This is a genomic window from Ensifer sp. 1H6, from assembly GCF_001976035.1.
Taxonomy (GTDB): domain Bacteria; phylum Pseudomonadota; class Alphaproteobacteria; order Rhizobiales; family Rhizobiaceae; genus Ensifer; species Ensifer canadensis.
In genome coordinates, this window is sequence record NZ_MOAI01000038.1 from 32,220 (window position 1) to 56,380 (window position 24,161).

The following is a 24,161-nucleotide window of genomic DNA, read 5'->3' on the forward strand; positions in this document are numbered from 1 at the left end:
TTGCCTCTTCTTCAGCGGCCGACGCGCGCCTGCAGGTGGGCCGGATAACGATCGCCCTCGATGGTGACCTTGGCGAGCGCATCGTCGATTTCGCCGCGATCGTCCGAGGTCAGCCGTACGGCCGCGGCGCCGATGTTTTCCTCGAGCCGGGGCAGCTTGGTGGTGCCGGGGATCGGCACGATCCAAGGCTGTTGCGCCAGCAGCCAGGCGAGTGCTACCTGCGCCGGCGTTTTTCCCTTGCGGGCAGCGATCTGGCCCAGGAGATCGACCAGCGCCTGATTGGCCTTGCGCGCCTCCGGCGTGAAGCGCGGCACGACATTGCGGAAATCCTTGGCGTCGAAGGTGGTGTCGGCGTTGATGGCGCCGGTCAGGAACCCCTTGCCGAGCGGGCTGAAGGGTACGAAGCCGATGCCGAGCTCTTCGAGCAGCGGCAGGATTTCGGCCTCCGGTTCGCGCCACCACAGCGAATACTCGCTCTGGAGTGCAGCGACCTTCTGTTCCGCATGGGCCTTGCGGATGGTCTCGGCGCCGGCTTCGGAAAGGCCGAAATGCCTGACCTTGCCTTCGCTGATCAGCCGCTGCACCGTGCCGGCCACGTCCTCGATCGGCACATTGGGATCGACACGATGCTGGTAGAAGAGGTCGATGACGTCCGTCTTCAGGCGCTTCAGTGCCGCATCGGCGACCTTGCGGATCTGATCCGGCCGGCTGTTCATGCCGCTCTGGCCACCTTGGTTGTCAAAGTCGAAACCGAACTTGGTGGCGATCACCACCTTGTTGCGCATCGGCGCGAGCGCCTCGCCGAGCAGTTCTTCGTTTTGGTAGGGGCCATAGGCCTCGGCGGTGTCGAAGAAGGTGACGCCGCGCTCGAACGCGGTGCGGATGAGGGCGATTGCCGCTTGCTTCTCCGTTGCCGGGCCATAGCCGTAGCTGAGGCCCATGCAGCCGAGGCCGAGGGCGGAGACTTCAAGGCCGCTTTTGCCGAGTGTGCGCTTTTCCATGGGGCTTTTCCTTGTCTCGAATGATGATGTCTTTGGGCTAGAAATGGCGCACACGGCCGGGCTGGCGAGGGCGCTCCGGGAGATGGCGATCAGTCGGCCCTGATTTCGGCGCCATAGTCCGCATCGCTGACCTTCTCCATCCAGTCGACGACCTTGCCGTCGAGGGCTTCGGCGATCGCGACATGGGTCATGGCGGCGGAAGGCGAGGCGCCGTGCCAATGCTTCTCGCCCGGTTCGAACCAGACGATATCACCGGGGCGGATTTCCTCGACCGGACCGCCTTCGCGCTGGACGCGGCCAAGGCCGGATAGGACGATCAGTGTCTGGCCGAGCGGATGGGTGTGCCAGGCGGTGCGGGCGGCGGGCTCGAACGTGACGGTGGCGCCACCGACGCGGGCAGGGGACGAGCCGTTGAAGGGGGCATCGATGCGCACCGTGCCGGTGAAATAATCCGCCGGTCCCTTGGCCGAGGGCTGCGAGCCGCTTCGTTTGATGTTCATGGCGTCGATCCTTTGCAAATGGCGACGCGGCCGTGGTCGGGCCTGACGTCGTCGCTGTCGTCACTACAGCGCCGCGCGCCTTATTGGACGCGCAAAGGTCGCTGTAACACTTTGAATTGCTGCGTGTTTTTATCCCTAGATTGAATAGGATCTCAGGAAACATGCAGCAGCAATTTAGGGCGTGGGATTGATCAGGATTAGATGGTAAATATCGCACGAGCTTATGAGGGGAATTCATGAATGCCGCGCCAGCCGATCAATGACCTCATCGCCTTCCTTGCTGTAGCAAGGGAACGGAGCTTTACGAAGGCGGCAGCGCAGCTCGGGGTCTCACAGTCGGCGCTGAGCCACACCATCCGCGGGCTCGAGGCGCGGCTGGGCTTGAGGCTCCTGACGCGCACGACCCGCAGCGTCTCGCCGACCGAAGCTGGCGAGCGGCTGCTGGTGTCGATTGGGCCGCGCCTGGATGAGATCGACCAGGAACTGGCAGCGCTCAGCGCGTTTCGCGACAAGCCGGCGGGTACGATCCGCATCACCGCCGGCGAGCATGCGGCCGATCGCATCCTCTGGCCGGCGCTGGAGCGGCTCTTGCCTGATTATCCGGATGTTCATGTCGAGGTGATCGTCGACTACGGCCTGACCGATATCGTCTCGGAGCGCTACGACGCCGGCGTGCGCCTCGGCGAGCAGGTGGCCAAGGACATGATCGCCGTGCGCATCGGGCCCGACATGCGCATGGCGGTGGTCGGCGCACCCGCCTATTTCGCCACACGGAAAATGCCGCTAATGCCGCAGGACCTGACGGAGCACAATTGCATCAACTTGCGCCTGCCGACCCATGGCGGCATCTATGCCTGGGAATTCGAGAGGCAAGGCCGCGAGGTGAAGGTGCGGGTCGAGGGCCAACTCGTCTTCAACAACATCGCGCTCAGGCTGAACGCGGCCCTTGGCGGGCTGGGCCTGACCTACCTGCCTGAAGATGCCGTCGCGCCCTATCTCGCCTCGGGCCAGCTGGTGCAGGTTCTGGAAGATTGGTGCCCGCCCTTTGCCGGCTACCACCTCTATTACCCGAGCCGCCGGCAAACGTCGCCCGCATTTGCATTGATTGCCGACGCGCTGCGGTATCGGGGTCCGCGTCACAAGTCATTCCAGCAGGCGTGATCGTTGAAACTTTTCAAGAGCTACACGCAAAGAGCGCCCGTTGCCGGACGCCCTAAGGTTGCCTCAATGCCTTACGATTGGCAGCGGTGCCCAAAAGCAAGCAGCCACGTTCACGTTATCAATTTTTCGGCGATTCCAAGATTAATGAAGGGTTAATCCACCGAATTATTTGATTGCCGGTGCAATCCAGGCGACAGCGCCGATAGTATTTCGCCCGTTTCCATTAGAAAGCCGCAGTTGCTCGCTTTTCTCCTGCGCGCAAACTCGTGTTGAAGCCGTTGCAGCGCAGCCTGTTGGGCGCTGCTATAAACGGCGTCCTTCCGCGCTTGGCTTGGTAATTCCTGTTAAACATAAGGAGATTGCTATGAAAACGGAGATTGCAATTGGACTGACGCTGGCGTTCTCGACCCTCCTTGCAACCGGTGTGATGGCCCAGACCAAATACGGTTCAGAAGCCGGCTGGGACATTCTCGTGAAGGACAACATGGGGCCAGGATGCTTGATCACAAAATCAAACGCAGACGGTACACAAGTTCAGATGGGCATCGATGCAACGGCCGCGCTGCGTGGCTACATGGCGCTCTACACCAAAGCTGATGCTAATGTTGCTGCAAACGAAAAGCTTGCGGTCCTGTTCGATGTCGATGGCCAGCAGTTCAGCGGCGAGGCGAAGGGCCAAGCCATAGACGGCTATCGCGGCGCGTTCGTATGGGTCAACAATGCTGACTTCATCTATGACCTGGCCAAGAAGAAGGCTGTGACGATTACGCCCCAGGGCGGCAATCCCATTGTCGTAAAATTGGCCGGAACCGACGCAGCCTTCAAGGCCCTGAGGGCTTGCCAGGCCGCTCAGTAATCACGCCCTGACAAGCTCGAATGGACCGCGAGCGGGAGCGTGGTGCATCTGCGCATTGATGATGTCGCGTGCGTTGCTACAGCGCCGCGCGTCTTATTAGACGCGCAAAGGTCGCTGTAGCACTTTGAATTGCTGCATGTTTTTATCCTTAAATCGAATAGGATCTAAGGAAACATGCAGTAGCGCATTCCCGGCATTCCAAACTTACCGCCTGATGGCGTTTCGACCTATTCCCGAGCCCCGGTGCTGAGTGGTTGGTTCCGACGAACCGTTCCGCTCAGGGCGGAGCGCGCGACTTGCTCTCCCTCATTCCGGCCGTGTACCGGCATCCAGCGACTTGGCGGCTGTCAGGTCAAAAGACCTTTCAGCCCAAGGACTTGGGCTGGCTGGATTCCGGCACAAGGCCGGAATGAGGGAGTTTTTAGGCAGTCAGTGGATTTAGATCTTTCCGCATCACAGATGACTTTGCGTCCGCAGCTCCGCTGCGGCACCCTCAGCCTTCCCGCCGGATCGTCGGTTCGGGCGAACCCTTCCACTCGAAGGTGATCGTTTGGCCCTGGCGGATGTTCTGGATGACGGCGGGGCGGAAGACGGCGATGCATTCGCCTGAGAGGTGACGGGCGGAGGGGTAGATCAGGCCGTTGCCGCCTTCCGCGTAGACAGTGGCGGCGAGTGCCTGACCGGCCGGATAGGCAAGGGTCGGGTCGGAGTCGAGATAGGTAGCATCGGTTTCGCCGCGGACATCGTGGAAACGGCAGGTGAAGCCGGCGATCAGCTCGCGGTAGGCGCCGATGTCTTGGAACATACCGGCGTCGGCAAGCGCGCGGGTGCGGTGATAGACGATCTCGGCCTGGCAGGTTTCGAGCGCGGTGTCGCCGAAGGCGCAGTACCAGGCGCCGCGGTCCTCGTTGTTGAAGCGGTTGCCCGGCGGGCGGGCGTGGCAGAAGGCGGCGTTGATCAGCGACCAGCCGTAGCCGAAGGATTCGTTCAGAAGCTCCGCCGGGTTGACACCGGCGGGTAGCGCCAGCGGGCTCAGCCGCGCGGATGTCAGCGCCTCCAGCCGGTTGAGGATCTCGATGTCGTCCTCGTCGTCGCAGAGCGGCTTGACGGCCGGCTCGTCGATATAGGCGGTCGAGATCAGCCGGATGGTGGCCGGATCGGTAAAATCGATCTCGGCGATCATAGGCCGCCGCGCAGGCCATCGAGATAGCGGCGCACCTTCATCATCGCGGGTATGCCGCCCTCGATCATCAGGTCGACCGGCGACTGGCCGTCGAAGACCGGCCCGGTGTTGACCGCCTTTGGCCATTGATAGGTCAGCGGTCCGTTGAAATAGAGCCGCAGGCCCTTGAAGATGCCGACGATCAGGCTGGCACGCATGCGCTTGTCCTGGTCGAGCTTGCCCTTGAAGTCGCCGGCCTTCATCCGGTTCCAGGTGGCGATCGGCACGTCGAAGAGCTGCGACGCTTCCCGGTTGGTCAGCTTCCACAGGTCGCAGGCCTTCACCACCGCCCTGACGATGACGGCTTCCTCATGTCTTGCCGCGTCGCGGTCGGGGGCAAGAACCGGCTGTGCGCTGGGCATGAACGTCTCCTATGAAATCCCGTGCCGTATCATATGATATAAAATGGGGGTTTTGAGCTGGAAGTCAAGGGGAGGTGTGGTGTCCGACAGCGACGCGTGGCCGGGTGGGTTCTCGCCGGGCTCTCGCAGTTTTGCCACTCACTGCTGTCGCAGATTGGCCCCTCACCCTAACCCTCTCCCCGCAGGCGGGGAGAGGGGACGCGGTACAGAGTGGGTTGCAACTCGGCGATCCCTCTCATGGTGATCGGGAGGCTTTGGTATGGCGCGATGTGAATGGGTAGGGCGCCGCGGGTTTCCTTCTCCCCGCATGCGGGGAGAAGGTGGCCGGCAGGCCGGATGAGGGGCAACGCGCTTCGCCGCGTTGGCAATAGCGTGCTCTCACACATGCGGGCCCAGCAGCGAAAGATCGGCTTCGCCAAGTCGGTCCTTGGCGCTGCGCAGCTGGTGCCAGTAGGGATAGATGACCGGCGGCAGACTGACGGCGTCGAGCAGTTCGCGCTCCTCATCGGTAAGCTTGAGGCTTGCGGCGGCAAGGTTGTCGCGGAACTGCTCCTCCCGGCGACCGCCGATGATGACGGAGGTGACGCCCTTGCGGTCGATCAGCCAGGCAAGGGCGATCTGGGCTGGCGAGACGCCGCGCTCGCCTGATATCGCTACCAGCATGTCGACGATCTTCCACAGCCGTTCTTCGTCGCGGATCGGCGGCTCGTTCCAGCCGGCGAGCTGGCGGGTACCCTCCGGCGTCTGGTTGCGCCGGTGCTTGCCCGACAGCAGGCCGCCGGCAAGCGGGCTCCAGACGAGCACGCCGAGGCCCTGGTCGATGCTGATCGGCAGCAGTTCGTATTCGGCCTCGCGGGCTTCGAGCGTGTAGTGGATCTGCTGGCTGACGAAGCGGTGGCGGCGGTCGAGCGCGCTGATGCCGAGCGCCTTCATGATGTGCCAGCCGGAATAGTTGGAGCAGCCGATGTAGCGCACCTTGCCGTGGCGAACGAGCGTGTCGAGCGCCTCCATCGTTTCTTCGAGCGGCGTCTGGCCGTCCCATTCGTGCACTTGGTAGAGATCGATGACATCGGTCTTCAACCGCCTGAGGCTCGCTTCGCAGGCGGCAATCAGGTGGTGGCGGGAGAGGCCGCCGTCGTTCGGCCCGGCCCCATGTTGAAACGCGCCTTGGTGGCAACCAGCACGCCGTTCTTGCGCTTGCCGGCGAGGATGTCGCCGATAATTTCCTCCGAGCCGCCGGTGGAATAGATATCGGCGGTGTCGATCAGGTTGACGCCGGCATCGAGGCACATGTCGACATAGCGGCGCGCCTCGTCGAGACCGACATTGCCGACCTGCGCGAACTTGCCGCCGCCACCGATCGTCATCGTTCCCATGGTGATCGTCGAGATTTTCAGGCCGGAGCGGCCAAGCAGTCGGTATTCCATCTGGCTTTCCTCTTCCCTGTGGTGTCGGCCTTTGCTGTTGGGTGACAAATTAGGGGCGGAGCGAGGCGGAACAAGGTGACGGTGCGGATGAGGCGTCGGCTCCGCGTCGAACGGGAGAACGTCCGCGCGTGCGGCGCCGCAATGCTACTTATAATAGATGCATCGCTTGATCGGGCAATGCCTTGTATCATGGCGGGCGGAGAGGCGTTGGAAGGGCGGGCAATGAGCAATCACTATTGTCTCGGCCGGATCGATTTCGGCGTGGGCAGTTCGGCCTTCTGGTGCCTCGATACGCCCGGAACGCTGGTCGTTTTCCTGCACGGTTTTACCGGCGCCGCGGAGGCGACGTGGCACAATGCCAGTGCCTATATCCGGCGGGATGCGCTTTTTTCCTCTGCGGACGTTCTCTTCCTCGGTTATGACAGCGTGCGCAGCCGGGCGCGTGTGATCAGTCGCTGGGTGCTCGATCTGTTTCGCAAGCTGCTGGCCGAGCCGGCCGAATTTTCCAATCGCTACATCTATTACGGAGCGCAGCGGCAGCCCTTCATCTACGACCGGGTCGTCGTGGTGGCGCATTCGCTGGGTGGCGCGATCATGCGGCAGGTGGCGCTGGATCTCGCCCGCGCCAACGACGCCTATGCGGATCACATCCAGCTTCTGCTCTTTGCGCCTGCTCACAAGGGATCGAACGCGCTGCACAACGCGGGCGGGATGATGGTGGGGCACGGGATACTGGCGGCGCTGCGATGCGGCCTGCTCTACAAGGCACCGATCCTGGAAGACCTTCGGCCTAAATCGGACTTCATAAGGGATATCGAAGCCGGGACGTTGACGCGGCTGGCGCGGGGCCGACTGCGATGTCTGGTCGCGACCAAGATCACGATCGGCCAGTATGAAAATATCGTCGAACCCGGCGATTTTGCGCAGGATCCGCCGTTCTATACCGTTGATCGTCGCAACCACACGGATGTCTGCAAGAGCGATGCCGGCTATCGCCGGGTACTCGACGACATCGAGGAGTGCCTGCGGTGAGCGACGTGGCAAGCCCCCAACTGTCGCTGGAGAGCTTTGCCGGTTTCGAGCACAATTGCTTCGAGCGGCACGATCTGCGCCTCTACAACTTGCCCGTTGTCGGCAGCGGCTATCTTCTGGCGCGCTGGGCCGCATCCAGACAGGTGCGGCTTGCCTGGCTCGCCTATCTCCAGACGTCGATGCTGCGCTACGAATATCTGGCAAGCCGGGGCGAGATCGAACGGGGCGTGCCGGACGCCGGCATCGTGCGCCTGGCGGAGGCGGAAGCCGCGCGCGGCTCGCCGATGTCGCCTTCTACCGTCCGGCTGGCGCTCATCCTCGCCAGGCGCTCGATGCCCTATTTCAACCTTGACCATGAACTGAGTGAGCTTGGCCCGCTCGATGAAGCGGAATGGACCGAGCTGATCGACACGGCGTTCCGGATCGATATCTTCCTGTGCTCGCGGCCACGCTTTTCCGAGACGTTGCGCGCCTTGCCGCGCTATCCTGAGGCCGATCTCGGGGCCGACGGTTATCTCTTCCTCGTCAATTTTCTGTCGATCCTGGGTTTGCGCTCGGAGCTCAGCGCCGGTTCGCGGGGCTACCTGCAACGCAAGATCAACATCGTGCTGCACTCGCTCGGACTGAATGTCGATGCGCTTCGCGCCGATCTCTACCGGGTACAGGACGAGATCGGCCGCCGGGAAATACCGTCTTCGCGCGCGAGGCTTGAGCCGATCGATGTCAGCATCGCGCTGTTTGAAACCGAACTTCAGGCGGCCTGGGAGCTGGTGCGCACGCTCGAGGTTCTGCAGCCGGCGAAGGCGAGGGACAGCGGCCCGGAAGGCAGCGGGCAGGCCGAGCCGCAACCACAATTCTAGGGTGCGGCGTCCGACGGCGGGCGGCGGTTTCGAGGCCGTTTCAGGCCCCGGCAAGAAAGCGCGCGGGCATGAGATCCTTATAGGGAAACATGTGGAAATAGGGGCGCGCCTCGGCCAGCACGCGGGTCATCGAAGGGCGTTCGAGCAGCCGTTCGAAATAGGCGGAGAGATGCGGATAGGCGTCGGCAAAGGGCTCGACAATTCCGGCATAAAAGAGTGCGGGGGCCGCGGCGCAATCTGCAAGGCTGAAGGCGGCACCGCCGGCAAAGGCGTTGATTGCGAAATGCCGGTCGGCCATGCGATAGGCGACGCCGAGCGTAGCGCGGGCATCTGCGACACCGCGATGGTCGTTCTCGCCCTGGGCGCGCAGCGTGTCGGTGACGATCTTCTGCATCGGCACATGGATGTAGAGATCGAAGAAGCGATCCCAGAGCCGCGCCTGTAGCGCCGCGTCGCTATCCCTGGGGATCAGCGGCTGGCTGCCGGGGTAATGGCGATCGACATATTCGATGATGATGGACGTCTCCGGGATGGTGACATCGCGGGCGCTGTCGCGCAGCACCGGCATCTTGCCGACCGGCCAGAGCTCAGCGAAACGGGCCGCCTCCACGGGATCCAGAAGATCGACCAGGCTCGGCTCGAAGGGTGTATCGTTCTCATAGAGCGCGATCAGCACCTTGTGGCAGAATGAGGCGAGCGGATGCAGATAAAGCGTGAGCGACATGCGGACAATCTCCGATGCTGACGGTTCAGGCGGGCGTTGCGTCCGGTAACCCGGCGCAACGCTGATGGGTCGGATTTTACTGGGGAACTTATGGCAAAACTGATGCACTTATGCAATCAGTTTTTGGAGTGTTGCGAACGCCAAGTGGCGTGCTTTGAAGCACGGTTCGTGTTCCGTTTTTGCCCAAGGCCATTGAAAGCCCAAAAGATGCGCTAGACTTAATAGAAGGCAGGGCGTCGAAACGCACGGCGCTCCGCAACAGGGGAGGATCGCCGATGCGCTGCTTCACGGTAGTTGGGCCTTCGCAGACCGGAAAATCCACGCTGGTGGAAAAACTGGCTGCGCTGGGGGAAAGCTCCAGAAAGGCCACGTCACCTTATGGATTGAACATCACCGAATTCGAGATCGGCAAGGAAGCCTGGTGCGCGCTCGATGCGCCCGGCGGCACCGAGGCGCTCGCGCACGCGCAGCACGCGCTTCTGGCGAGCGACGCCTGCGTGCTCTGCGTCTCGCCGGCGCCGGAGGAGGCGGTGCTGGCAGCGCCCTATCTCAAGGTGATCGAAGCATCGGGCACGCCCTGCATCATCTTCGTCAACCGCATGGACGAGCCGCGCGGCCGGTTGCGGGATGTCATCGCCGCGCTGCAGGACTATTCCAGCCACATGCTGATCCTGCGGCAGGTGCCGATCCGCGAAGGCGACAGGATCGTCGGCAGCTGCGACCTGATCTCCGAGCGGGCCTGGCGCTATCGCGAGGGCCAGACCTCGGCGCTGATCGAGATCCCGGATACGACGCTGGAGCGCGAGAAGGAAGCGCGCACCGAATTGCTCGAACATCTCTCGGAATTCGACGACTGGCTGCTCGAAGAGCTGATCGAGGATCGCGAGCCCGGCAGCGACACGATCTATGCCATCTCCTCGCGGCTGCTCAGGGAAAACCGGATCATCCCTGTTCTCGTCGGCGCGGCGAGCCACAGCAACGGCATCCTGCGGCTGATGAAGGCGCTGAGGCACGAGGCGCCGCCGGTCGACACGCTGCGAAAAAGGCTCGGCGAGGCGAGCAAGGTTCCCGAAGCGAACCTCGCTGCCGTCAGCTTTCATGCCTATCACCGCCAGAATGTCGGCAAGACCGTGCTTGTCCGCGCGCTTTCAAACGGCATCAAACAGGGTGCGGCACTCGGCGGCGGCGGTGTCGGCTCGGTGCAGGACCCGGCGACCGGAAAACCGCTTGCCACAGGGACACCGGAGCCTGGCACGATCTTTGCAGCCGTCAAATCCGACCACCTGCCGGTGCCGGCGCTTCTGACCGGCACTGCCGCATCCGAGGCGCCTGACTGGACGGTGCCGCCGACGCCGATGCTGGAGCGCATCCTGGTGCCCGACAGCGAGCGCGACGAGACCAAGCTTTCCGGTACGCTTGCGAAGCTGGCGGAGACCGATCGCAGCCTCAAGGTGATGCAGGAGGAGGGCACAGGCGCGCAGCTGATCTGCGTGCAGGGGCCGGTGCATCTGCGCGATCTCTGCAAGACGCTGGCCGATGTCTTCCATGTCGGCGTCACCGATAGGCCGCCGAGCCCGACCTATCGCGAGACGGTGCTCAAACCCTCAGACGTGCACTACCGCCACCGCAAGCAGACGGGCGGGGCGGGGCAGTTTGCCGACGTCAAGCTCAGTGTTCACCCCAACCAGCGCGGCGGCGGCTTCAGCTTCAACGAGACGGTGAAGGGCGGCGCGGTGCCACGCAACTTCATCCCGGCGATCGAGGCGGGCGCACGCGAGGCGATGGAGAAGGGGCCGCTCGGCTTTCAGGTGATCGATGTCGGCGTGACGCTGACGGATGGCCAGCACCATCAGGTCGACAGCTCCGAATTCGCCTTCCGGGCTGCTGCCAAGATGGGCGTGCGCCAGGCGCTGTCGCAGGCCTCCGCCGTGCTGATGCAGCCGGTGGTGCGCGTCGAGATCCACATCCCGTCGATCTATTCCGGCAGCCTGGTGCCGGTTGTCTCGACCTTCAAGGGCCAGGTGCTCGGCTTCGACCGCGACGAGGCGGCCAAGGGCTGGGACGTTTTTCGCGCCCTGGTGCCGGGCTCGGCGCTCGACGAGCTGGCGCGGGCGTGCGTTCGGCAACGCAAGGGATCGGCTACTTCTCCAAGAACTTCGACCATTTCGAGGAGCTCTACGGCAAGGAGGCCGAGGCGGTGATCCATTCTCATGGGACGGCGCAGGCTGGGTAGGTCGCGCACGGACCAGGCTTTCGCTCCGGCATAGTCCTCGGCGGCCCATGCGGCGAGGCTCCGGGCCGCGCCAGGCAAACGGTTCGGCAAACTGGCCGGCTTGTCTCATTTTTCCCATCAAATTGGGTGTCCGGGCTGGAGACAGGCGGTTTTCCTCCTACTTCAAGTCGTTCAGGCCGGATTGGGCAACGAACAGTGAGAGGACGACACAATGGCCAAGAATACGATCTGCCTATGGTACGACAAGGACGCGGAGGAGGCGGCCCGCTTTTATGCCGCGACCTTTCCCGACAGCGCAGTAGGCGCTGTGATCCGTGCGCCTGGAGATTATCCGGATGGAAAACAGGGAGATGTGCTGGTCGTTGAATTCACGGTTGCGGGTGTTGCCTGTATCGGCCTGAACGGTGGCTCCACGTTCAAACACAGCGAAGCCTTCTCCTTTCAGATCGCAACCGACAGTCAGGAAGAAACCGACCGCTACTGGAACGCCATCGTCGGCAACGGTGGCAAGGAAAGCGAATGCGGCTGGTGCAAGGACAAATGGGGCCTGTCCTGGCAGATCACGCCGCGCGTGCTGACCGATGCGCTCGCCATAGGCGGTGCTGAGGCCAAGCGTGCATTCGACGCGATGATGACCATGAGGAAGATTGACGTGGCGGCGATCGAAGCGGCGCGCCGCGGCTGAGACCATCCCTTTCGCGGGCGACGCGCCTGGCGTGAAGCGCGCCGGGCGGCGCGAGCTGGTCAGATGGTTGCTCTGTCCTTCCATCCACCTTCAGAGGACCGCGCGAGCGCAACAGGCGCCTGCGGCCTCACCAGCCGCGGCAAATGGCGGCTCTGCGTAGACGCAGCCGGCTACCTCAACACAACGGCCTACAATCTGGCTTTCAGCCACGGCAGCCGAGGATGCCGGGTCGTGGCCATGGCGCGCAAGTCCTCCGCTGTCGGGCCGGAGGCGCGTTCTTTCCAAAAGAAGGCAGGACTAGGACGGACGCATTGGTGCCGCCGTTTTGGCAGGGCCAGGTCCAAACCGACGCCTGGCAAGAAGCTGCCAGCCACCACGCGCCAGCAGCAGGGGGCTTGCCGCGCGCAATCGTCTGGCGTAAATATCGCCCATCGCGAAAAGCGACTGCTTCCCTTGATCCGCTCAGTGGCGGAGTAAACAGGTGGACGAATTCACGTCCAGGCGGTCAAGCACACGCCATCCGTACGCCTGACGTATGGATCGGCCAGCGGTTCCCAGAACATCAAACGCCTGACCTCTGTCGGGCCTTATCGTGAGCTCATGGCGCCTGGCGGCGTCCGCATGCTTGCGTCCATCGGAACCTGTCATGACCAGACCCCTCATCGTCATCTTTACTGCCATTGTCCTCGATGCCATCGGCATCGGCCTCATCTTTCCAATCCTGCCCTCGCTGCTCAAGGAGGTGACCCACGCCGACAACGTCGCCCCCTATATCGGCATCATGACCGCACTTTACGCGGTGATGCAGTTCATCTTTGCGCCGGTGCTCGGCGCGCTCAGCGATCGGCTGGGCCGTCGGCCGGTGCTCTTGATTTCGCTTGGCGGTGCCGCCATCAACTACCTGTTCCTGGCTTTTGCACCCAATCTCTGGATGCTCTTCATCGGCCGCGCGATCGCCGGCCTGACGAGCGCCAACATGTCGGTGGCATCAGCCTACATCACCGACATCTCGCCGGAGGATAAGCGCGCCCGGCGCTTCGGCCTGTTCAACGCCATGTTCGGTATCGGCTTCATCATCGGCCCAGTGCTTGGCGGCGTTTTGGGCGACACTTGGCTGCGGCTGCCATTCATCGCGGCGGCCGTGCTGAACGGCTTCAATCTGCTGCTGGCGTTCTTCATCCTGCCGGAGTCGCGCGCGCCGAGCCGGGAGAAGATCGATCTTGCAGCGCTGAACCCGCTTCGGCCGCTGCGCTGGGTGTTTTCTGTGAAGAGCCTGCTTTCCCGTCATCCTCACCTTCTTCATCTTCAGCGCCACCGGCGACGCTTATGGCACCTGCTGGGCGCTCTGGGGCAGCGACACCTTTCAATGGAACGGGCTCTGGATCGGCCTTTCACTCGGCGCCTTTGGCGTCTGCCAGGCCCTTGCCCAGGCCTTCCTTCCCGGTCCGGTCGTGAAACTGCTCGGCGAGCGCGCCACCATCCTGACGGGCATCGCTGGCGTTTGTCTTGCGCTTGTTGTCATGGCGTTTGCGACAGAGGGTTGGATGATCTTCGCGATCATGGCGGTTTTCGCGCTTGGCGGCATTGGCACGCCGGCGCTGCAATCCCTGGCGACCCGGCAGGTCGACGAGGACCAGCAGGGCCAGTTCCAGGGCGTGCTGACGTCGGCCGTCAGCCTCGCCTCGATCGTGGCGCCGCTGGCGTTCTCAAGCTTCTATTTCGTCGTCCGGGAGCAATGGCCCGGTGCAATCTGGCTTACGGTCGTCGTCATCTATGCGATCGCCGTGCCCCTGGTTCTCGGTCTGCGGTATGGGCATTCGCTGCCTGACGCCGGCCCAGCGACGTCGTCATCCCGAGGGTGAGATCGCGTCGGCTGCATAGTGGTCGCGGAGCGGTACGGTTGCCCCGTCACGGCCACTCCGCGCCTTAGCCAGCGGAGCCGGCCGGGGCAATCTCGGCATAGCGGCGTTGGCGCTCGTCGATTTCCTGCAGCAGCCAGCCGAGAAAGCTCTTGGTCACCGGTTTGGTACGGAACAGCTCTTCCTGGCAGACGAACTGGTAGGTCTCTGCCGGTTCGTAATAGTGGTCGTGCACCAGGCAGATCTGTCCGGTTCTGAGCTCATATTCGACCATAGTGCGGTCGACGAGGGCGACGCCCTGTCCTTCCTTGACCGCCTCGAGGATGATGTGCTGGTCGTCGAAGATCAGGTCCTGGCGGCTGGGCGAAAGCCGGAGGCCGGAGGAGGCGATCCAGCTCTGCCATTCCTGAAGGCCGCGATAGTGCAGGCGGTTGCCCGAGAGAAGATCGTGCTTGTCGGCCTGCCCCTCCCAAGTGGCTTTGCCGCAGACCGGCACCAGGCGCTCGCGCAAGAGCCGCTGCGAAAACCGGGCGGGTGGCGGGTGCAGGCAATAGTCGATGATGACGTCGGCGGTGCCGGAGGCGGGCGTGTTGGTTTCGAGGTGGGAGAGGTGGATCTGCAGGCCGGGATTTTCGGCCAGAAACTCAGAGATGCGTGGCGCAATCAGCTTCATCGAAAAGAACGGCCCGACCTTGACCCGCAGGATCTTCTGGGTGTTGCGCGGGCGGATATGCTGGACGACGCCTTCGAGATCGTCGAAGGCGCGGTTGCAGGAGGCAAAGAGCAGGGCACCCTCGGGCGTCAGTTCGACGCCGTGCTGCTTCCGGACGAACACGCTGAGGCCGAGATTGTCTTCGAGAATTCGGATCTGGTGGCTGATGGCGCCCTGGCCGATGCAGAGCTCGTTTGCCGCCGCCGTGAGGCTGCCATTGCGCGCCGCCGCTTCGAAGGCGCGCAGGGATTTCAGGCTCGGCAGATCGCGCATGGGTTTCTCCGGAAGGCGGTTCAATCGCTCAAGTATATATGAATTTTTTGGATGGCTGGGATTATTTCTTTGACATTGCGAAGCGCTGCCGCATCCCCCATTGTCGATGAATAATAAAGCGAAAATGCAACAACGATCGGCAGCAAGTTTACGGAATAACAAGCGAAATCCGCATTGGGTGTAACCCGGTGTGCGGCTTTGCGAGCGATATTCCGGGAGGCGCCGAGAAGAACAATAAAGGGAACGAGATGCAAAAGAAGTTCATGAGTGCGGCAGCGATGTTCTTCGCCTGTGCGATGGCTGGCACCAGCCTTGCGGCGGACAAGCTGGCGATCGGCACGGAAGGCGATTATGCGCCCTTCAACTATGTGACGGCGAGCGGCGAGATCAAAGGGTTCGACTACGATATCGGCCAGGCGGTCTGCGCCGAGATCAAGATGGAATGCGTGTGGAGCACCAACGAGTGGTCCGGCATCATTCCCGCCCTTCAGGCAAAGAAGTTCGACGTGATGATCGCCTCGATGGCGATCAACGAGGACCGCAAGAAGGAAGTCGACTTCACCAAGCCCTACTACTTCAACGCCATGCGCTTCATCACCCGCAAGGACCTGGGCTTGGCGCAAGTTTCACCGGAGGCGCTGAAGGGCAAGGTGATCGGCACGCAGTCCGGCTCGGTGGCGGTCGAGGCGCTGCAGGAGTTCTTTCCCGACAGCGAGATAAAACTCTATCCAACGCTCAGCGAAGTGTTTCTCGACATGGCCAACGGCCGCCTCGACCTGATCCTCGAAGGGCAGATGGCGCTGACCGACTGGCTGGCCAAGGACGACAGCGGCTGCTGCGATTTCGTCGGCGACAGCTTCATTCTCGACACCGCCCAGGGCAACGCCATGGCGGTGCGCAAGGGCAACGAGGCGCTGCTTTCCAAGCTCAATTCCGGGCTGGAGGCGATCATGGCGAACGGCACCTACGAGAAGATCCGCAAACAGTATTTCGACTTCGACATCATGGCGCGGCCGAAGAGCACGACCGAATATTTCCGGTGAGGCGAGGGGCTAGAGCAGGATCGTTATTGGCTCATCGAAGCCCCTCATCCGGCCTGCCGGCCACCTTCTCCCCGCATGCGGGAGGAAGGGACATTGCGGCACCCGCTCGCAACCCCAACAGCCGCCAGCCCTCTCAGCTTTCTCTTCTGTCACGACAAGGTGACGGCGTCGCTGCCGCGCCCGCAACGTTCGCAACAGTGAATGAGTGCGCAAGGTGATGCGCGCGTGGCGGCCTCGTTCCCTCTCCCCGCCTGCGGGGAGAGGGTCAGGGTGTGTTGCACGCCTCTCACAAGGAATTCGCGTGTTGTGCGTTGCGCTCAGCGCAGGGCGCGGCAAGCGGTGGGCGCGGCGCCGGGGTGTTCGCGCTTCCCCGGCGCCCGTTTCCTCGATTTTCTCCCAGTCCCAACATGAAAGTGCATGCGATGAGCTTCAAGGTCGCCGTTCTCGAGTTCAACCAGGAAACCAACACGTTCTCGAAGCTGAAGACCGGCTTTAAAGATTTTCAGATGTGCCACTACTTCAAGGGCGCGGCGATCGAGGACAATTGCCGCGGCACCAATTCGGAAATCGGCGGCTTCATCGACTGTTGCGATCGTTATGGCTGGGAGTCGGTCTATACGGTGGCGGCGCGGGCGGAGCCCGGCGGAAGGGTCGACGAGGAAACGCGGCTGCGCTTCGTCGAAGATGTGACGGCGGCGCTCAACGGCGAAAAACTCGACGGCGTCTTCATCGTCTTTCACGGCGCCATGTGCACCGAAACGGCCGACGATGCGCAGATCCAGTTGTTAGAGACGGTCAGAGGCATCGTCGGGTCCGATCTGCCCATCGCTGCCACCTTCGACCTTCATGCCAATTCCGCGCCTGACATGGCCGCGCTGCTGGACATTGCCGTGTCGTTCCGCACCTATCCGCATGTCGACATGGCCGAGTGCGGCCACAAGGCCGGCGCGCTGCTGGAGGCGGCGATGCGCAGGGAGATCACGCCCGCCATCGCCATCCGCCAGCCGCCGATGATCAATGGCTGCAACGACGGCCGCACGACCCATGCCTGCGCCATGACCGAACTCCTGGAGATCGCCGATGCCATCGCTGAGGAGAATGGGATCCTTGCGACCTCCATCAATGCCGGCTTCTACGACGCCGACATCCACAACACCGGACCTTCTGCCGTGATCTGCTACGACAAGGCGCGGGTTGCCGACGCCGATGCCATTGCGCACGCCGAGCGGCTCTGCGACGAGATCTGGCGGCGGCGCGAGCATCAGGACCAGCAATTGCCGCTTGCCGCGCTGCCGGGCGCCATCGCGAAACATTTCGCGGCCAAGCGCGAGCCCGGGCCGCTGGTGATCGCCGATTTCTCCGACAATCCCGGCTGCGGCGCCTACAGCGATTCCACCTGCCTGCTCACAGGCCTGCTGCAGGCGGGTGTCGAAAACGCAGCCTTCGGGGCGATGTGCGACCCAGCTGTGGTGGCCGAACTGATCGAAGCCGGCCTCGGCGCCGAGCGGGAGGTGACGCTCGGCTGCAAGATCGACCCTGCGGTCGGCGGCGGGCCGATCCGGGTGAGGGGCACGGTGCAGGCGATCTCCGATGGCCGGATCATCTTCGAAGGGCCGATGTTCCAGGGCCTGCCGGCGTCGCTCGGCCCAAGCGTGCGCTTCCATGTCTCAGGCATCGACATCCTGATTTCGAGCGAGCGGCAGCAGCTGCTCGACCAGAACCTGTTTCGCGCCGTCGGCATCGAGCCCGCCCGCTACGACATCGTCGTCGTCAAGTCGCAGCAACATTTCCGCGCCGCCTTCGGCCCGATCGCGTCTGATATCATCGAGGTCGACGCCGATGGTCTGAGCACCGCCAATATCGGGGCACGGGCATTCAAACGCGTGCGCCGGCCGATCTATCCGCTGGATAGGGAGGCAGAGATTGTGGCGGCGCGCTAGACCGGGGCGAGTATTGTGATGGCGAGCAGGATGAAAAAGGCGACCATGGTGCCGACAACGAAAAGCGCCATTGTTCGCAGAAGCTCCGGCATCCCGTCAGACGCACCAGCTCCGTCTGCCGACAGGGAGGCGGGTTTCTCGGTAACATCGTGCCAACCGAGCCGTTCGAGCTGACGGCTTATCCTCTCGTGCTCGGCCGCATAGCCCCGGTAACACAGCCAGCCCGGACTGGTGAAATCATAGAATGTCTCGCCGAGGCCGCGAATTTTTGCAAGCAGCCTGGCCGCGCCTTTCCGCGTATATGAGCAGCTCTCATCGTCGGGAGAACGCGCCCAATGTCGTTCAACGAGCAAGCCGTAAAGCGCGTTGCACCCTTCCATTGTCAGGGCGAGGTTTCGGATCTCGGAACTTTGGCAGAGATCGTAATCGAGGCGTTCGTTGCGGCCTTGCAACATGTACTCCGGCAACGATTGATCGTCCTCAAACACGACATCGTCGGGGCCTATCGTCAGCGTGCCCCAACGCCAGTGGACCGGGATTGCCACGGCGGCGCTGGACCAGGCGCGATTATGATCGTTGAGCGGTCGCCGCCAATGAGGGCCTTGGGGCGCAAGGCGCACCCGACCGCGCGTACCATCCGGCAGCCGGACATTGTCGGCGGCGAACAGCCCGTAGTGCCCATAATGCAGAACGGCAACCCCGTGCCGCCGCCCGAAGTCCCTCCATCGCAGTGGTGTCCCGGTCACATCCACAGGCAGCAAATACCCTTCCGGATACACGTCATCTTCGAATGGCCACATGGCTATCGGCACCTCGGCAACCGGCCACTCCTGCGGCAGAAGATCCCACCGGTAACGAGAGCGAGCGCGTTCGTCCATTTAGCAACCAGGGCGTTAGTATTTTGATAAAAGGGGGCGGACAGCGAGCGGTGGCTTGCGACAATTTCAGCCTCGCCTCCTTCCTGCATCGAGCGGAAAAGTCATTGAGTTCGGCTGGAAGGGAGGGCAGCGCCGAGGCCTCGCTCAGCAAGCGCATTGATCTCGCCGCGTGATCCCGTCACCTTCGCTGCACGACGATCGCCAGCCGCGAATCGCCATCATCCCCCAGTCGGCACCCTCGCTCGCACCGCCCACAGTGAACGGTGACGACATTGCATCTGAACCGTGTTATCGTTTCAGCCCAATATAGACGGGGAAAACATGCCGCGCCCACTGTCCATTGGCGCATTTTCCCTGACGCCAAATTGGGTGCGTCCAGAGCGATGACTGGGTCGACTGCCGACGTGTCGATACCGAGATTGGTCAACTCTGGCGACGTGGATTGGTCGAATTCGATCTGCGCAAAACCGGCTACATCAATCGATTCTCGCCTCCCAAGACGACGCGACGATGAAGGCGGAGATCATGAAGCTTCTTGAAGAGGGCTAAAGCGCGTAGCAATCTCTAGGATTCGCTTGCCGCGCTCTAAGTTCTTGTTTTTACGCATGTCGTTATCGCAAAACCGCGGCGCACTTTTGCGCGACATGCGTTAGGCGCCGCCGCCGCTAACCAGAGATGAAGGCCATGACGGGGTTCGAGCATACCGCGTTAACCCGGTTGAGCCAGTTCTTCAGCCCGGCCGCTGCCGCGCATCCTGGCCTCTCCGGCTTTAGCCTCTTGAGCGAGGCGCGACATGCCTTCATCACGCGTCTGGCGCTGGCCGACCTGGCCGAGAAACATCTCGACATGCAGTATTATGTGTGGGACGGCGATACAACCGGCCGGATCATCGTCGACCGGGTGATGCGGGCGGCCGATCGCGGGGTCAGGGTGCGGCTCCTGGTCGACGATCCCTATTACAAGGCCAGTGATCAGGTCAAAGCTGCCCTCGACGCCCACCCCAACGTCGAAATCCGTCTGTTCAACCCGACCAAGAACCGGAGGTGGTCCAGGCTAGACTTCCTTGTCGACTTCCGCCGGGTCAACCGCCGCATGCACAACAAGCTGATGGTGGCCGACAATTCGGCGGCGATCGTTGGCGGCCGCAATATCGGCGACGACTACTATGGCGTGAACACCGTCGCCAATTTTCGCGATCTGGATGTGCTGGCGGTCGGGCCCGTTGTGGACGATCTGTCGGGGGTGTTCGACCGATACTGGAACAGCGCCTCGACGAGGCCGATCGCGACCATCGTCAAGCGCACCTATGGCGCCGCCGATCTCGACGCCATTCTGACCCGCTTGCGCCAGGAGATTGCCGCCGCCGAATACCCCTATCCGATCGACCAGGATCTCGGCGAGCTGGCGACCCGGAGCGCCGAGCTGCGCGACGGTCTCGTGTGGGCGCCAGGGCGGATCATCGCCGACGACCCGGAAGCAATCGCCAGCGGCAAGGCGGCCGACGACGTTACCGCCTTCATTCGCGGGCGGGTCACCGAGTTGAAGGAGGAACTGCTCGTCGAGGCGCCCTATTTCGCCTTGCCCGCCGGGGCGCAGGCGATCGTCAAGGCGCTGCACGAGCGCCATGTTCGGGTGCGCGTGCTGACCAACTCGCTCGCTTCGAACAACCAGATCGCCGCGCATTCGGTCTATGCCAAGACCCGCAGGCGCCTTCTCGAGAACGGCCTGGAGCTCTACGAACTGCGCGCGGACACCGACGCATTCCGGTCAGGCTGGTCGCACCATTCCGGGCGGTCGCGGGCGCCTTGCACACCAAGGCCATGGTCTTCGACAACAAGGCCGTGTTCATCGGCAGTTTCAACCTCGACCCGCGATCCGCGGTAATCAACACGGAAGCCGGCCTGTATATCGAGAGTTCGGAGCTTGCCTCGAGGCTGACGGCCTATATGGCGACCGGCGTCGCGCCCGCCAACAGCTACCACGTCTTCCTTGATCCTAATGGCGCGATCGTCTGGAAGACGGTGCGGGACGGCGAGATCGTCAGCTACGGCGACGAGCCCGAAACGGGATTCCGCCGGCGGCTCATCGCCGACCTCGTGAAACTCCTGCCGATCGACTCGCAAGTTTGACGCCGATCGCTTTGCGACCGGCGTGCAGCCTGACGTCCCGGCATTGCTGGGCCGTAAACGGCGCGACGACGTGAGCGCGCGCTGAAGCATGGAAGAATCTCCGCAGACGCGCCTCTTAGAGCAGTTGCGTGCCTGTTGGCGCGACGACGGTCCCCGTAAGTACCCATTGGTATCCGCTCACACAGTTGCCAATCGCGCCTCATGCGTCGCCGCCGCTATTTCAGCATGACGACGGCTTCGACCTCGAAGAGCATGGGGTCGATGGCAAGCTTGGGGACGGGGATCAGCGTCTGCGCCGGCAGGGACGCGCCGAACATTTCCTTGACGTTTTTGGTCAGGACCTCGAGCTTGGACATGTCGTGATCGACCACGAAGACCGTGAGTTTGGCGACCTGATCCGGTTTGGCGCCGAGCGCATCGAGGGCGGTGCGCAGATTTGCGTAGGCCTGCCTGACCTGGACGGCAAAGTCGGGCGACAGGGCGCCGGTGCTGTCCTGGCCGCCCTGTCCGGAGATGTAGGCAACCCGGCCTTCACGGGGCACGATCACCGCCGTGCTGTAGCCGTTCGGCGTCGGGTCGTAGAGGTTTTGCGGATTGACGATGGTCAGCTTGAGATCATTCTCATTCGCTGTCGTCGCAGTGGGAACTGCCATGCTCATGATGATTAGCCCTCCGATAAGCAGATGCTTGCTGTCGCGTGACATGATTTTCTCTTGGCTCCGAGAGGACCGTGAGCAACCGACGCTCACGGCCTGCAGGATTGAACTTGAACGCATTGCCGATGCGATTGACTCGTACGTTGTACGATTAAATTGCATCGTACAACGTACGCGTCAATTGGTCAGGATCGACATTCGGCGGATTGTCGGCTTAAAACGACGCTCTGATCAGCAAGGAAAAACGATGGCAGCCAAACGCAGCGGCACTCAGAGCAAACGGCCTCAGCGGAAGGCTGCGTCACTCCAGCCTGTGCAGGAGCCACGCAGTGAAGCGCCGCTCTCCCTGGAACGGATCGTGGCGACCGCCGTAGACCTGCTTGATGCCGAAGGGGTCGACGGATTGAAGATGCGTCGGCTGGCCGATCGCCTCGGCGCCGGCGCGATGAGCCTCTATTGGCATGTCGGCAACAAGGACGAGGTCTTTGATCTGGCGCTCGACGCGGTGCTCGAATATCGCGGGCCGTCGCATAGGGTCGAGGCTCAAGACTGGCGCGGGGACGTCGTTCATATGCTCGAAGACTGGCGCGCCGTCATGCTGCGCCATCCCTGGTCGGCATCGCTATTGCCGCGCCGGGCGCTCGGCCCGAACATGCTCAATCGCCTGGAACTCCTGAGCAGGACCCTGTCGGGAGCCGGTGTTTCGGACGCGGACTTGAACGTCGCGATATGGTCGCTCTGGAACTATGTGATGGGCGCTACCATCACTCGGGCGAGCTTCGACCTCTCGGACGAGGACAGGGCCGCCGGGCAGCAGCGCCTTGCAGGTCTCAGCGAACACTACCCGACGATTGAACGCTCTCGTCTGCTATTGGATAACGACTGGGACGGTGCTTTCAGGAAAGGCCTCGACTTCCTGCTCGATGGCCTCGGCCCGAGACGATGAGCGCGCGACGACACGGTTTCCCGCAACACCGCTGCACGCTTTTGCGCGACATGCATTGATACACGTCGCGATCTTTCAGATTCGCCTTCTGCGCTTTAAGCCCTTGTTTTTACGCATTTCCTGACGGGAAATCGTTTCGCCCTTCCTGGGAGCCGCTAACGGGCCACGGGACAATGGCGGCGTGGGTGACCGAGGCGCGGCAACAGGAACCATACCGGTTGCGCTCAACCGGTAATTCCGATCGTCCTGCGCAGGCCGAAGAAGCGACACGGAGTTGGTCGAGATTTTTTCGGCTTGGCGAATGCGAATTGTCGGAACCGATTGATCTCGCCCGTCCTTGGGTCGGACCAGCGTGAGGAAGAAGCAATGAGAGAGTTGATCCTGAAGATGTCCGTGTCGCTCGATGGCTTTGTCGGCGGGCCCGAGGGCGAAATCGAATGGGTGTTCAGCGGCGATCAAGAGGCCATTGCCTGGTCGGTGGAGACGGTGGGGAACGCCAGCCTACACATCATGGGCAGCCGCACCTTTAAGGACATGGCGGCATTTTGGCCGACCTCCACACAGGTATTCGCGCCGCCGATGAACCGGATTCCGAAGGCCGTCTTCTCAAAACAAGGGCCGGCGGTCCTGAAAGCGGCTGAAGCGACCAGGGCGCTCGAAGATGCCCGGACCGACGCGGGAAGCACGCATTCGGGGAAGCTGCAGCCCGGCGCGGACAGTTGGAGTGAGGCCTATGTGGCGAGCGGCGATCTGGCCGACGAGATCCCCAGGTTGAAGTCCCGGGACGGCAAGCCGATCCTCGCCCACGGCGGCGCCGCCTTCGCGCGCAGTCTCATCGCGGAAGGTCTGGTCGATCAATACGCCCTGCTGGTGCATCCGGTGGTGCTCGGCAGGGGTTTGCCGATCTTCTCTGACGTCGCCCCGCCAAAGCGCCTCAAGCTGATCAGCTCAACAGCGTTTCCGGGGGGCTCGGTGGCGCAGATTTATCGGCCGGCGTGACCACGTCCGAGCATGCGATCCACAACTCCTACTGCATGTTTTTATCCTTAGATCCTATTCGATTTAAGGACAAAAACATGCAGCAATTCAAAGTGCTACAGCGACCTAAGACGCGCGGCGCTGTAGAACGTTTCCGATTTAGACGAAAACGCTCTATCTCTCTGTTTTTTAGCATTTCCTGACGGAAAGCCGCTTCGCGCTTTTCCTGGAAATGCTCTTAGTGCAGATGCCCCAGCTTGTCGGGATTGCGCACGATGTAGATCGCCACGACCTTACCGTCCTCGATCTCTAGTGCTGTCGACTGCAGTTCGCCGTCGGCTTCGCGAGTGACGAAGCCGGGCAGGCCGTTGATGAAGCCGGAGCGCACGAGCGTCGAGATCTGCGTGCGGAAGGCGACCGCCAGTTTTTCGTGCACGCCGAGAACCGCCTCGAAGCCGAGGATGGGGCGCATCGCTGCGGGGCGCTTGCCGCCGCCGTCGGCGTGGATGCTGACATCGGAGGCGAGCATGGCGCCGAGCGTCTTCAGGTCGCCGCTGCGCGAGGCGGTGAAGAAGGCTTCGGCAAGTTCGACGCCGCGCGCCTGCTCGACATGGAAGCGGGGGCCGCGCCTCGCGGACATGGGTGCGGGCGCGGGCGGCGAGCTGGCGGCAGGCGGCCGGGTCG

General features: G+C 62.6%; 18 protein-coding genes and 5 pseudogenes. 13 read left to right on the forward strand and 10 right to left on the reverse strand.

Features of this window, described 5'->3' with window-relative positions:
* Nucleotides 1-11: 11 nt before the first annotated feature.
* Together BKP54_RS30360 and BKP54_RS30365 are read right to left on the reverse strand one after the other, a co-directional pair.
* Nucleotides 12-1,001, reverse strand: a complete 990-nt coding sequence (locus BKP54_RS30360) for an aldo/keto reductase (protein ID WP_025427552.1) — start codon at nucleotides 999-1,001, stop codon at nucleotides 12-14.
* An 89-nt stretch (nucleotides 1,002-1,090) separates the two neighbouring features.
* Nucleotides 1,091-1,501, reverse strand: coding sequence for a cupin domain-containing protein (locus BKP54_RS30365; protein ID WP_025427551.1), 411 nt, complete (start codon nucleotides 1,499-1,501; stop codon nucleotides 1,091-1,093).
* A gap of 240 nt (nucleotides 1,502-1,741) precedes the next feature.
* Here BKP54_RS30365 and BKP54_RS30370 point away from each other — a divergent pair, with 240 nt between their 5' ends.
* Together BKP54_RS30370 and BKP54_RS30375 are read left to right on the forward strand one after the other, a co-directional pair.
* Entirely contained in the window at nucleotides 1,742-2,662 is a 921-nt protein-coding gene (locus BKP54_RS30370; RefSeq protein ID WP_025427550.1) for a LysR family transcriptional regulator, read from the forward strand.
* A gap of 364 nt (nucleotides 2,663-3,026) precedes the next feature.
* On the forward strand, nucleotides 3,027-3,518 hold the full coding sequence (locus BKP54_RS30375) for a hypothetical protein (protein ID WP_025427549.1): 492 nt from the start codon (nucleotides 3,027-3,029) through the stop codon (nucleotides 3,516-3,518).
* Between the two features lie 493 nt (nucleotides 3,519-4,011).
* On the opposite strand, the gene BKP54_RS30385 is transcribed toward BKP54_RS30375, so the two are convergent.
* The 3 genes and pseudogenes from BKP54_RS30385 to BKP54_RS30395 form a co-directional block, all read right to left on the reverse strand.
* The gene (locus BKP54_RS30385) at nucleotides 4,012-4,701 is read right to left on the reverse strand and encodes an RES family NAD+ phosphorylase (protein ID WP_025427548.1); all 690 of its coding nucleotides are present in this window, start codon (nucleotides 4,699-4,701) and stop codon (nucleotides 4,012-4,014) included.
* Complete coding sequence (locus tag BKP54_RS36850; protein WP_025427547.1) at nucleotides 4,698-5,102, reverse strand: antitoxin Xre-like helix-turn-helix domain-containing protein; 405 nt, start codon at nucleotides 5,100-5,102, stop codon at nucleotides 4,698-4,700. Before BKP54_RS36850 ends, BKP54_RS30385 begins: the two co-directional genes overlap by 4 nt.
* A 378-nt stretch (nucleotides 5,103-5,480) precedes the next feature.
* Nucleotides 5,481-6,529 (reverse strand): annotated as a pseudogene (locus BKP54_RS30395) (aldo/keto reductase).
* A gap of 222 nt (nucleotides 6,530-6,751) precedes the next feature.
* Here BKP54_RS30395 and BKP54_RS30400 point away from each other — a divergent pair.
* Together BKP54_RS30400 and BKP54_RS30405 are read left to right on the forward strand one after the other, a co-directional pair.
* Nucleotides 6,752-7,561 carry an alpha/beta fold hydrolase gene (locus BKP54_RS30400; protein WP_025427545.1) on the forward strand — a complete coding sequence of 270 codons (810 nt, stop codon included), beginning with the start codon at nucleotides 6,752-6,754 and terminating at the stop codon, nucleotides 7,559-7,561.
* Nucleotides 7,558-8,421 (forward strand): hypothetical protein, encoded by an 864-nt coding sequence (locus tag BKP54_RS30405; RefSeq protein ID WP_025427544.1) that lies wholly within the window; start codon nucleotides 7,558-7,560, stop codon nucleotides 8,419-8,421. Before BKP54_RS30400 ends, BKP54_RS30405 begins: the two co-directional genes overlap by 4 nt.
* Before the next feature lie 40 nt (nucleotides 8,422-8,461).
* Here BKP54_RS30405 and BKP54_RS30410 read toward each other — a convergent pair whose 3' ends face one another.
* Entirely contained in the window at nucleotides 8,462-9,145 is a 684-nt protein-coding gene (locus BKP54_RS30410) for a glutathione S-transferase family protein (RefSeq protein ID WP_025427543.1), read from the reverse strand.
* A gap of 275 nt (nucleotides 9,146-9,420) precedes the next feature.
* Between BKP54_RS30410 and BKP54_RS30415 the strand changes: the two are divergent.
* From BKP54_RS30415 to BKP54_RS30425, 3 genes and pseudogenes are all read left to right on the forward strand, one after another.
* Nucleotides 9,421-11,378 (forward strand): annotated as a pseudogene (locus tag BKP54_RS30415) (elongation factor G).
* Between the two features lie 211 nt (nucleotides 11,379-11,589).
* Nucleotides 11,590-12,063, forward strand: coding sequence for a VOC family protein (locus BKP54_RS30420; RefSeq protein ID WP_025427541.1), 474 nt, complete (start codon nucleotides 11,590-11,592; stop codon nucleotides 12,061-12,063).
* Between the two features lie 646 nt (nucleotides 12,064-12,709).
* A pseudogene (locus tag BKP54_RS30425) lies at nucleotides 12,710-13,925 on the forward strand (TCR/Tet family MFS transporter).
* Between the two features lie 64 nt (nucleotides 13,926-13,989).
* Here the strand turns inward: BKP54_RS30425 and BKP54_RS30430 are convergent.
* Nucleotides 13,990-14,907 (reverse strand): LysR substrate-binding domain-containing protein, encoded by a 918-nt coding sequence (locus BKP54_RS30430; protein ID WP_057206207.1) that lies wholly within the window; start codon nucleotides 14,905-14,907, stop codon nucleotides 13,990-13,992.
* 248 nt (nucleotides 14,908-15,155) lie between these two features.
* On the opposite strand from BKP54_RS30430, the gene BKP54_RS30435 reads away from it, so the two are divergent.
* The gene (locus tag BKP54_RS30435; protein ID WP_025427538.1) at nucleotides 15,156-15,950 is read left to right on the forward strand and encodes a transporter substrate-binding domain-containing protein; all 795 of its coding nucleotides are present in this window, start codon (nucleotides 15,156-15,158) and stop codon (nucleotides 15,948-15,950) included.
* 422 nt (nucleotides 15,951-16,372) lie between these two features.
* Nucleotides 16,373-17,890: a M81 family metallopeptidase gene (locus BKP54_RS30440; protein ID WP_025427537.1), complete on the forward strand. Its 1,518-nt coding sequence runs from the start codon at nucleotides 16,373-16,375 to the stop codon at nucleotides 17,888-17,890.
* Here BKP54_RS30440 and BKP54_RS30445 read toward each other — a convergent pair.
* Nucleotides 17,887-18,768 carry a hypothetical protein gene (locus tag BKP54_RS30445; RefSeq protein ID WP_025427536.1) on the reverse strand — a complete coding sequence of 294 codons (882 nt, stop codon included), beginning with the start codon at nucleotides 18,766-18,768 and terminating at the stop codon, nucleotides 17,887-17,889. The genes BKP54_RS30440 and BKP54_RS30445 overlap by 4 nt on opposite strands.
* Nucleotides 18,769-19,452: 684 nt before the next feature.
* Between BKP54_RS30445 and BKP54_RS37210 the strand changes: the two are divergent.
* Both BKP54_RS37210 and BKP54_RS36860 read left to right on the forward strand, forming a co-directional pair.
* A pseudogene (locus BKP54_RS37210) lies at nucleotides 19,453-20,016 on the forward strand (phospholipase D-like domain-containing protein); the annotation flags it as partial.
* Nucleotides 20,017-20,207: 191 nt separating this feature from the next.
* On the forward strand, nucleotides 20,208-20,897 hold the full coding sequence (locus BKP54_RS36860; protein ID WP_245317928.1) for a phospholipase D-like domain-containing protein: 690 nt from the start codon (nucleotides 20,208-20,210) through the stop codon (nucleotides 20,895-20,897).
* 215 nt (nucleotides 20,898-21,112) lie between these two features.
* Here the strand turns inward: BKP54_RS36860 and BKP54_RS30460 are convergent, their stop codons facing one another.
* On the reverse strand, nucleotides 21,113-21,601 hold the full coding sequence (locus BKP54_RS30460) for a RidA family protein (protein WP_025427534.1): 489 nt from the start codon (nucleotides 21,599-21,601) through the stop codon (nucleotides 21,113-21,115).
* A 199-nt stretch (nucleotides 21,602-21,800) separates the two neighbouring features.
* Between BKP54_RS30460 and BKP54_RS30465 the strand changes: the two genes are divergently transcribed.
* Together BKP54_RS30465 and BKP54_RS30470 are read left to right on the forward strand one after the other, a co-directional pair.
* Entirely contained in the window at nucleotides 21,801-22,499 is a 699-nt protein-coding gene (locus tag BKP54_RS30465) for a TetR/AcrR family transcriptional regulator C-terminal domain-containing protein (protein ID WP_025427533.1), read from the forward strand.
* A gap of 366 nt (nucleotides 22,500-22,865) precedes the next feature.
* Nucleotides 22,866-23,498, forward strand: coding sequence for a dihydrofolate reductase family protein (locus BKP54_RS30470; RefSeq protein WP_084815345.1), 633 nt, complete (start codon nucleotides 22,866-22,868; stop codon nucleotides 23,496-23,498).
* A gap of 217 nt (nucleotides 23,499-23,715) precedes the next feature.
* On the opposite strand, the pseudogene BKP54_RS30475 reads toward BKP54_RS30470, so the two are convergent.
* Nucleotides 23,716-24,161, reverse strand: a pseudogene (locus BKP54_RS30475) (RNA polymerase sigma factor SigJ); the annotation flags it as partial.

Coding starts and splice junctions, on each gene's coding strand:
- BKP54_RS30460 (WP_025427534.1), bottom strand. CDS start 21,601: ATGTCACGCGACAGCAAGCATCTGCTTATCGGAGGGCTAATCATCATG.
- BKP54_RS30440 (WP_025427537.1), top strand. CDS start 16,373: ATGAGCTTCAAGGTCGCCGTTCTCGAGTTCAACCAGGAAACCAACACG.
- BKP54_RS30370 (WP_025427550.1), top strand. CDS start 1,742: ATGCCGCGCCAGCCGATCAATGACCTCATCGCCTTCCTTGCTGTAGCA.
- BKP54_RS30445 (WP_025427536.1), bottom strand. CDS start 18,768: ATGGACGAACGCGCTCGCTCTCGTTACCGGTGGGATCTTCTGCCGCAG.
- BKP54_RS36850 (WP_025427547.1), bottom strand. CDS start 5,102: ATGCCCAGCGCACAGCCGGTTCTTGCCCCCGACCGCGACGCGGCAAGA.
- BKP54_RS30365 (WP_025427551.1), bottom strand. CDS start 1,501: ATGAACATCAAACGAAGCGGCTCGCAGCCCTCGGCCAAGGGACCGGCG.
- BKP54_RS30430 (WP_057206207.1), bottom strand. CDS start 14,907: ATGCGCGATCTGCCGAGCCTGAAATCCCTGCGCGCCTTCGAAGCGGCG.
- BKP54_RS30360 (WP_025427552.1), bottom strand. CDS start 1,001: ATGGAAAAGCGCACACTCGGCAAAAGCGGCCTTGAAGTCTCCGCCCTC.
- BKP54_RS30385 (WP_025427548.1), bottom strand. CDS start 4,701: ATGATCGCCGAGATCGATTTTACCGATCCGGCCACCATCCGGCTGATC.
- BKP54_RS30375 (WP_025427549.1), top strand. CDS start 3,027: ATGAAAACGGAGATTGCAATTGGACTGACGCTGGCGTTCTCGACCCTC.
- BKP54_RS30465 (WP_025427533.1), top strand. CDS start 21,801: ATGGCAGCCAAACGCAGCGGCACTCAGAGCAAACGGCCTCAGCGGAAG.
- BKP54_RS30400 (WP_025427545.1), top strand. CDS start 6,752: ATGAGCAATCACTATTGTCTCGGCCGGATCGATTTCGGCGTGGGCAGT.
- BKP54_RS30420 (WP_025427541.1), top strand. CDS start 11,590: ATGGCCAAGAATACGATCTGCCTATGGTACGACAAGGACGCGGAGGAG.
- BKP54_RS30435 (WP_025427538.1), top strand. CDS start 15,156: ATGCAAAAGAAGTTCATGAGTGCGGCAGCGATGTTCTTCGCCTGTGCG.
- BKP54_RS30410 (WP_025427543.1), bottom strand. CDS start 9,145: ATGTCGCTCACGCTTTATCTGCATCCGCTCGCCTCATTCTGCCACAAG.
- BKP54_RS30470 (WP_084815345.1), top strand. CDS start 22,866: ATGAGAGAGTTGATCCTGAAGATGTCCGTGTCGCTCGATGGCTTTGTC.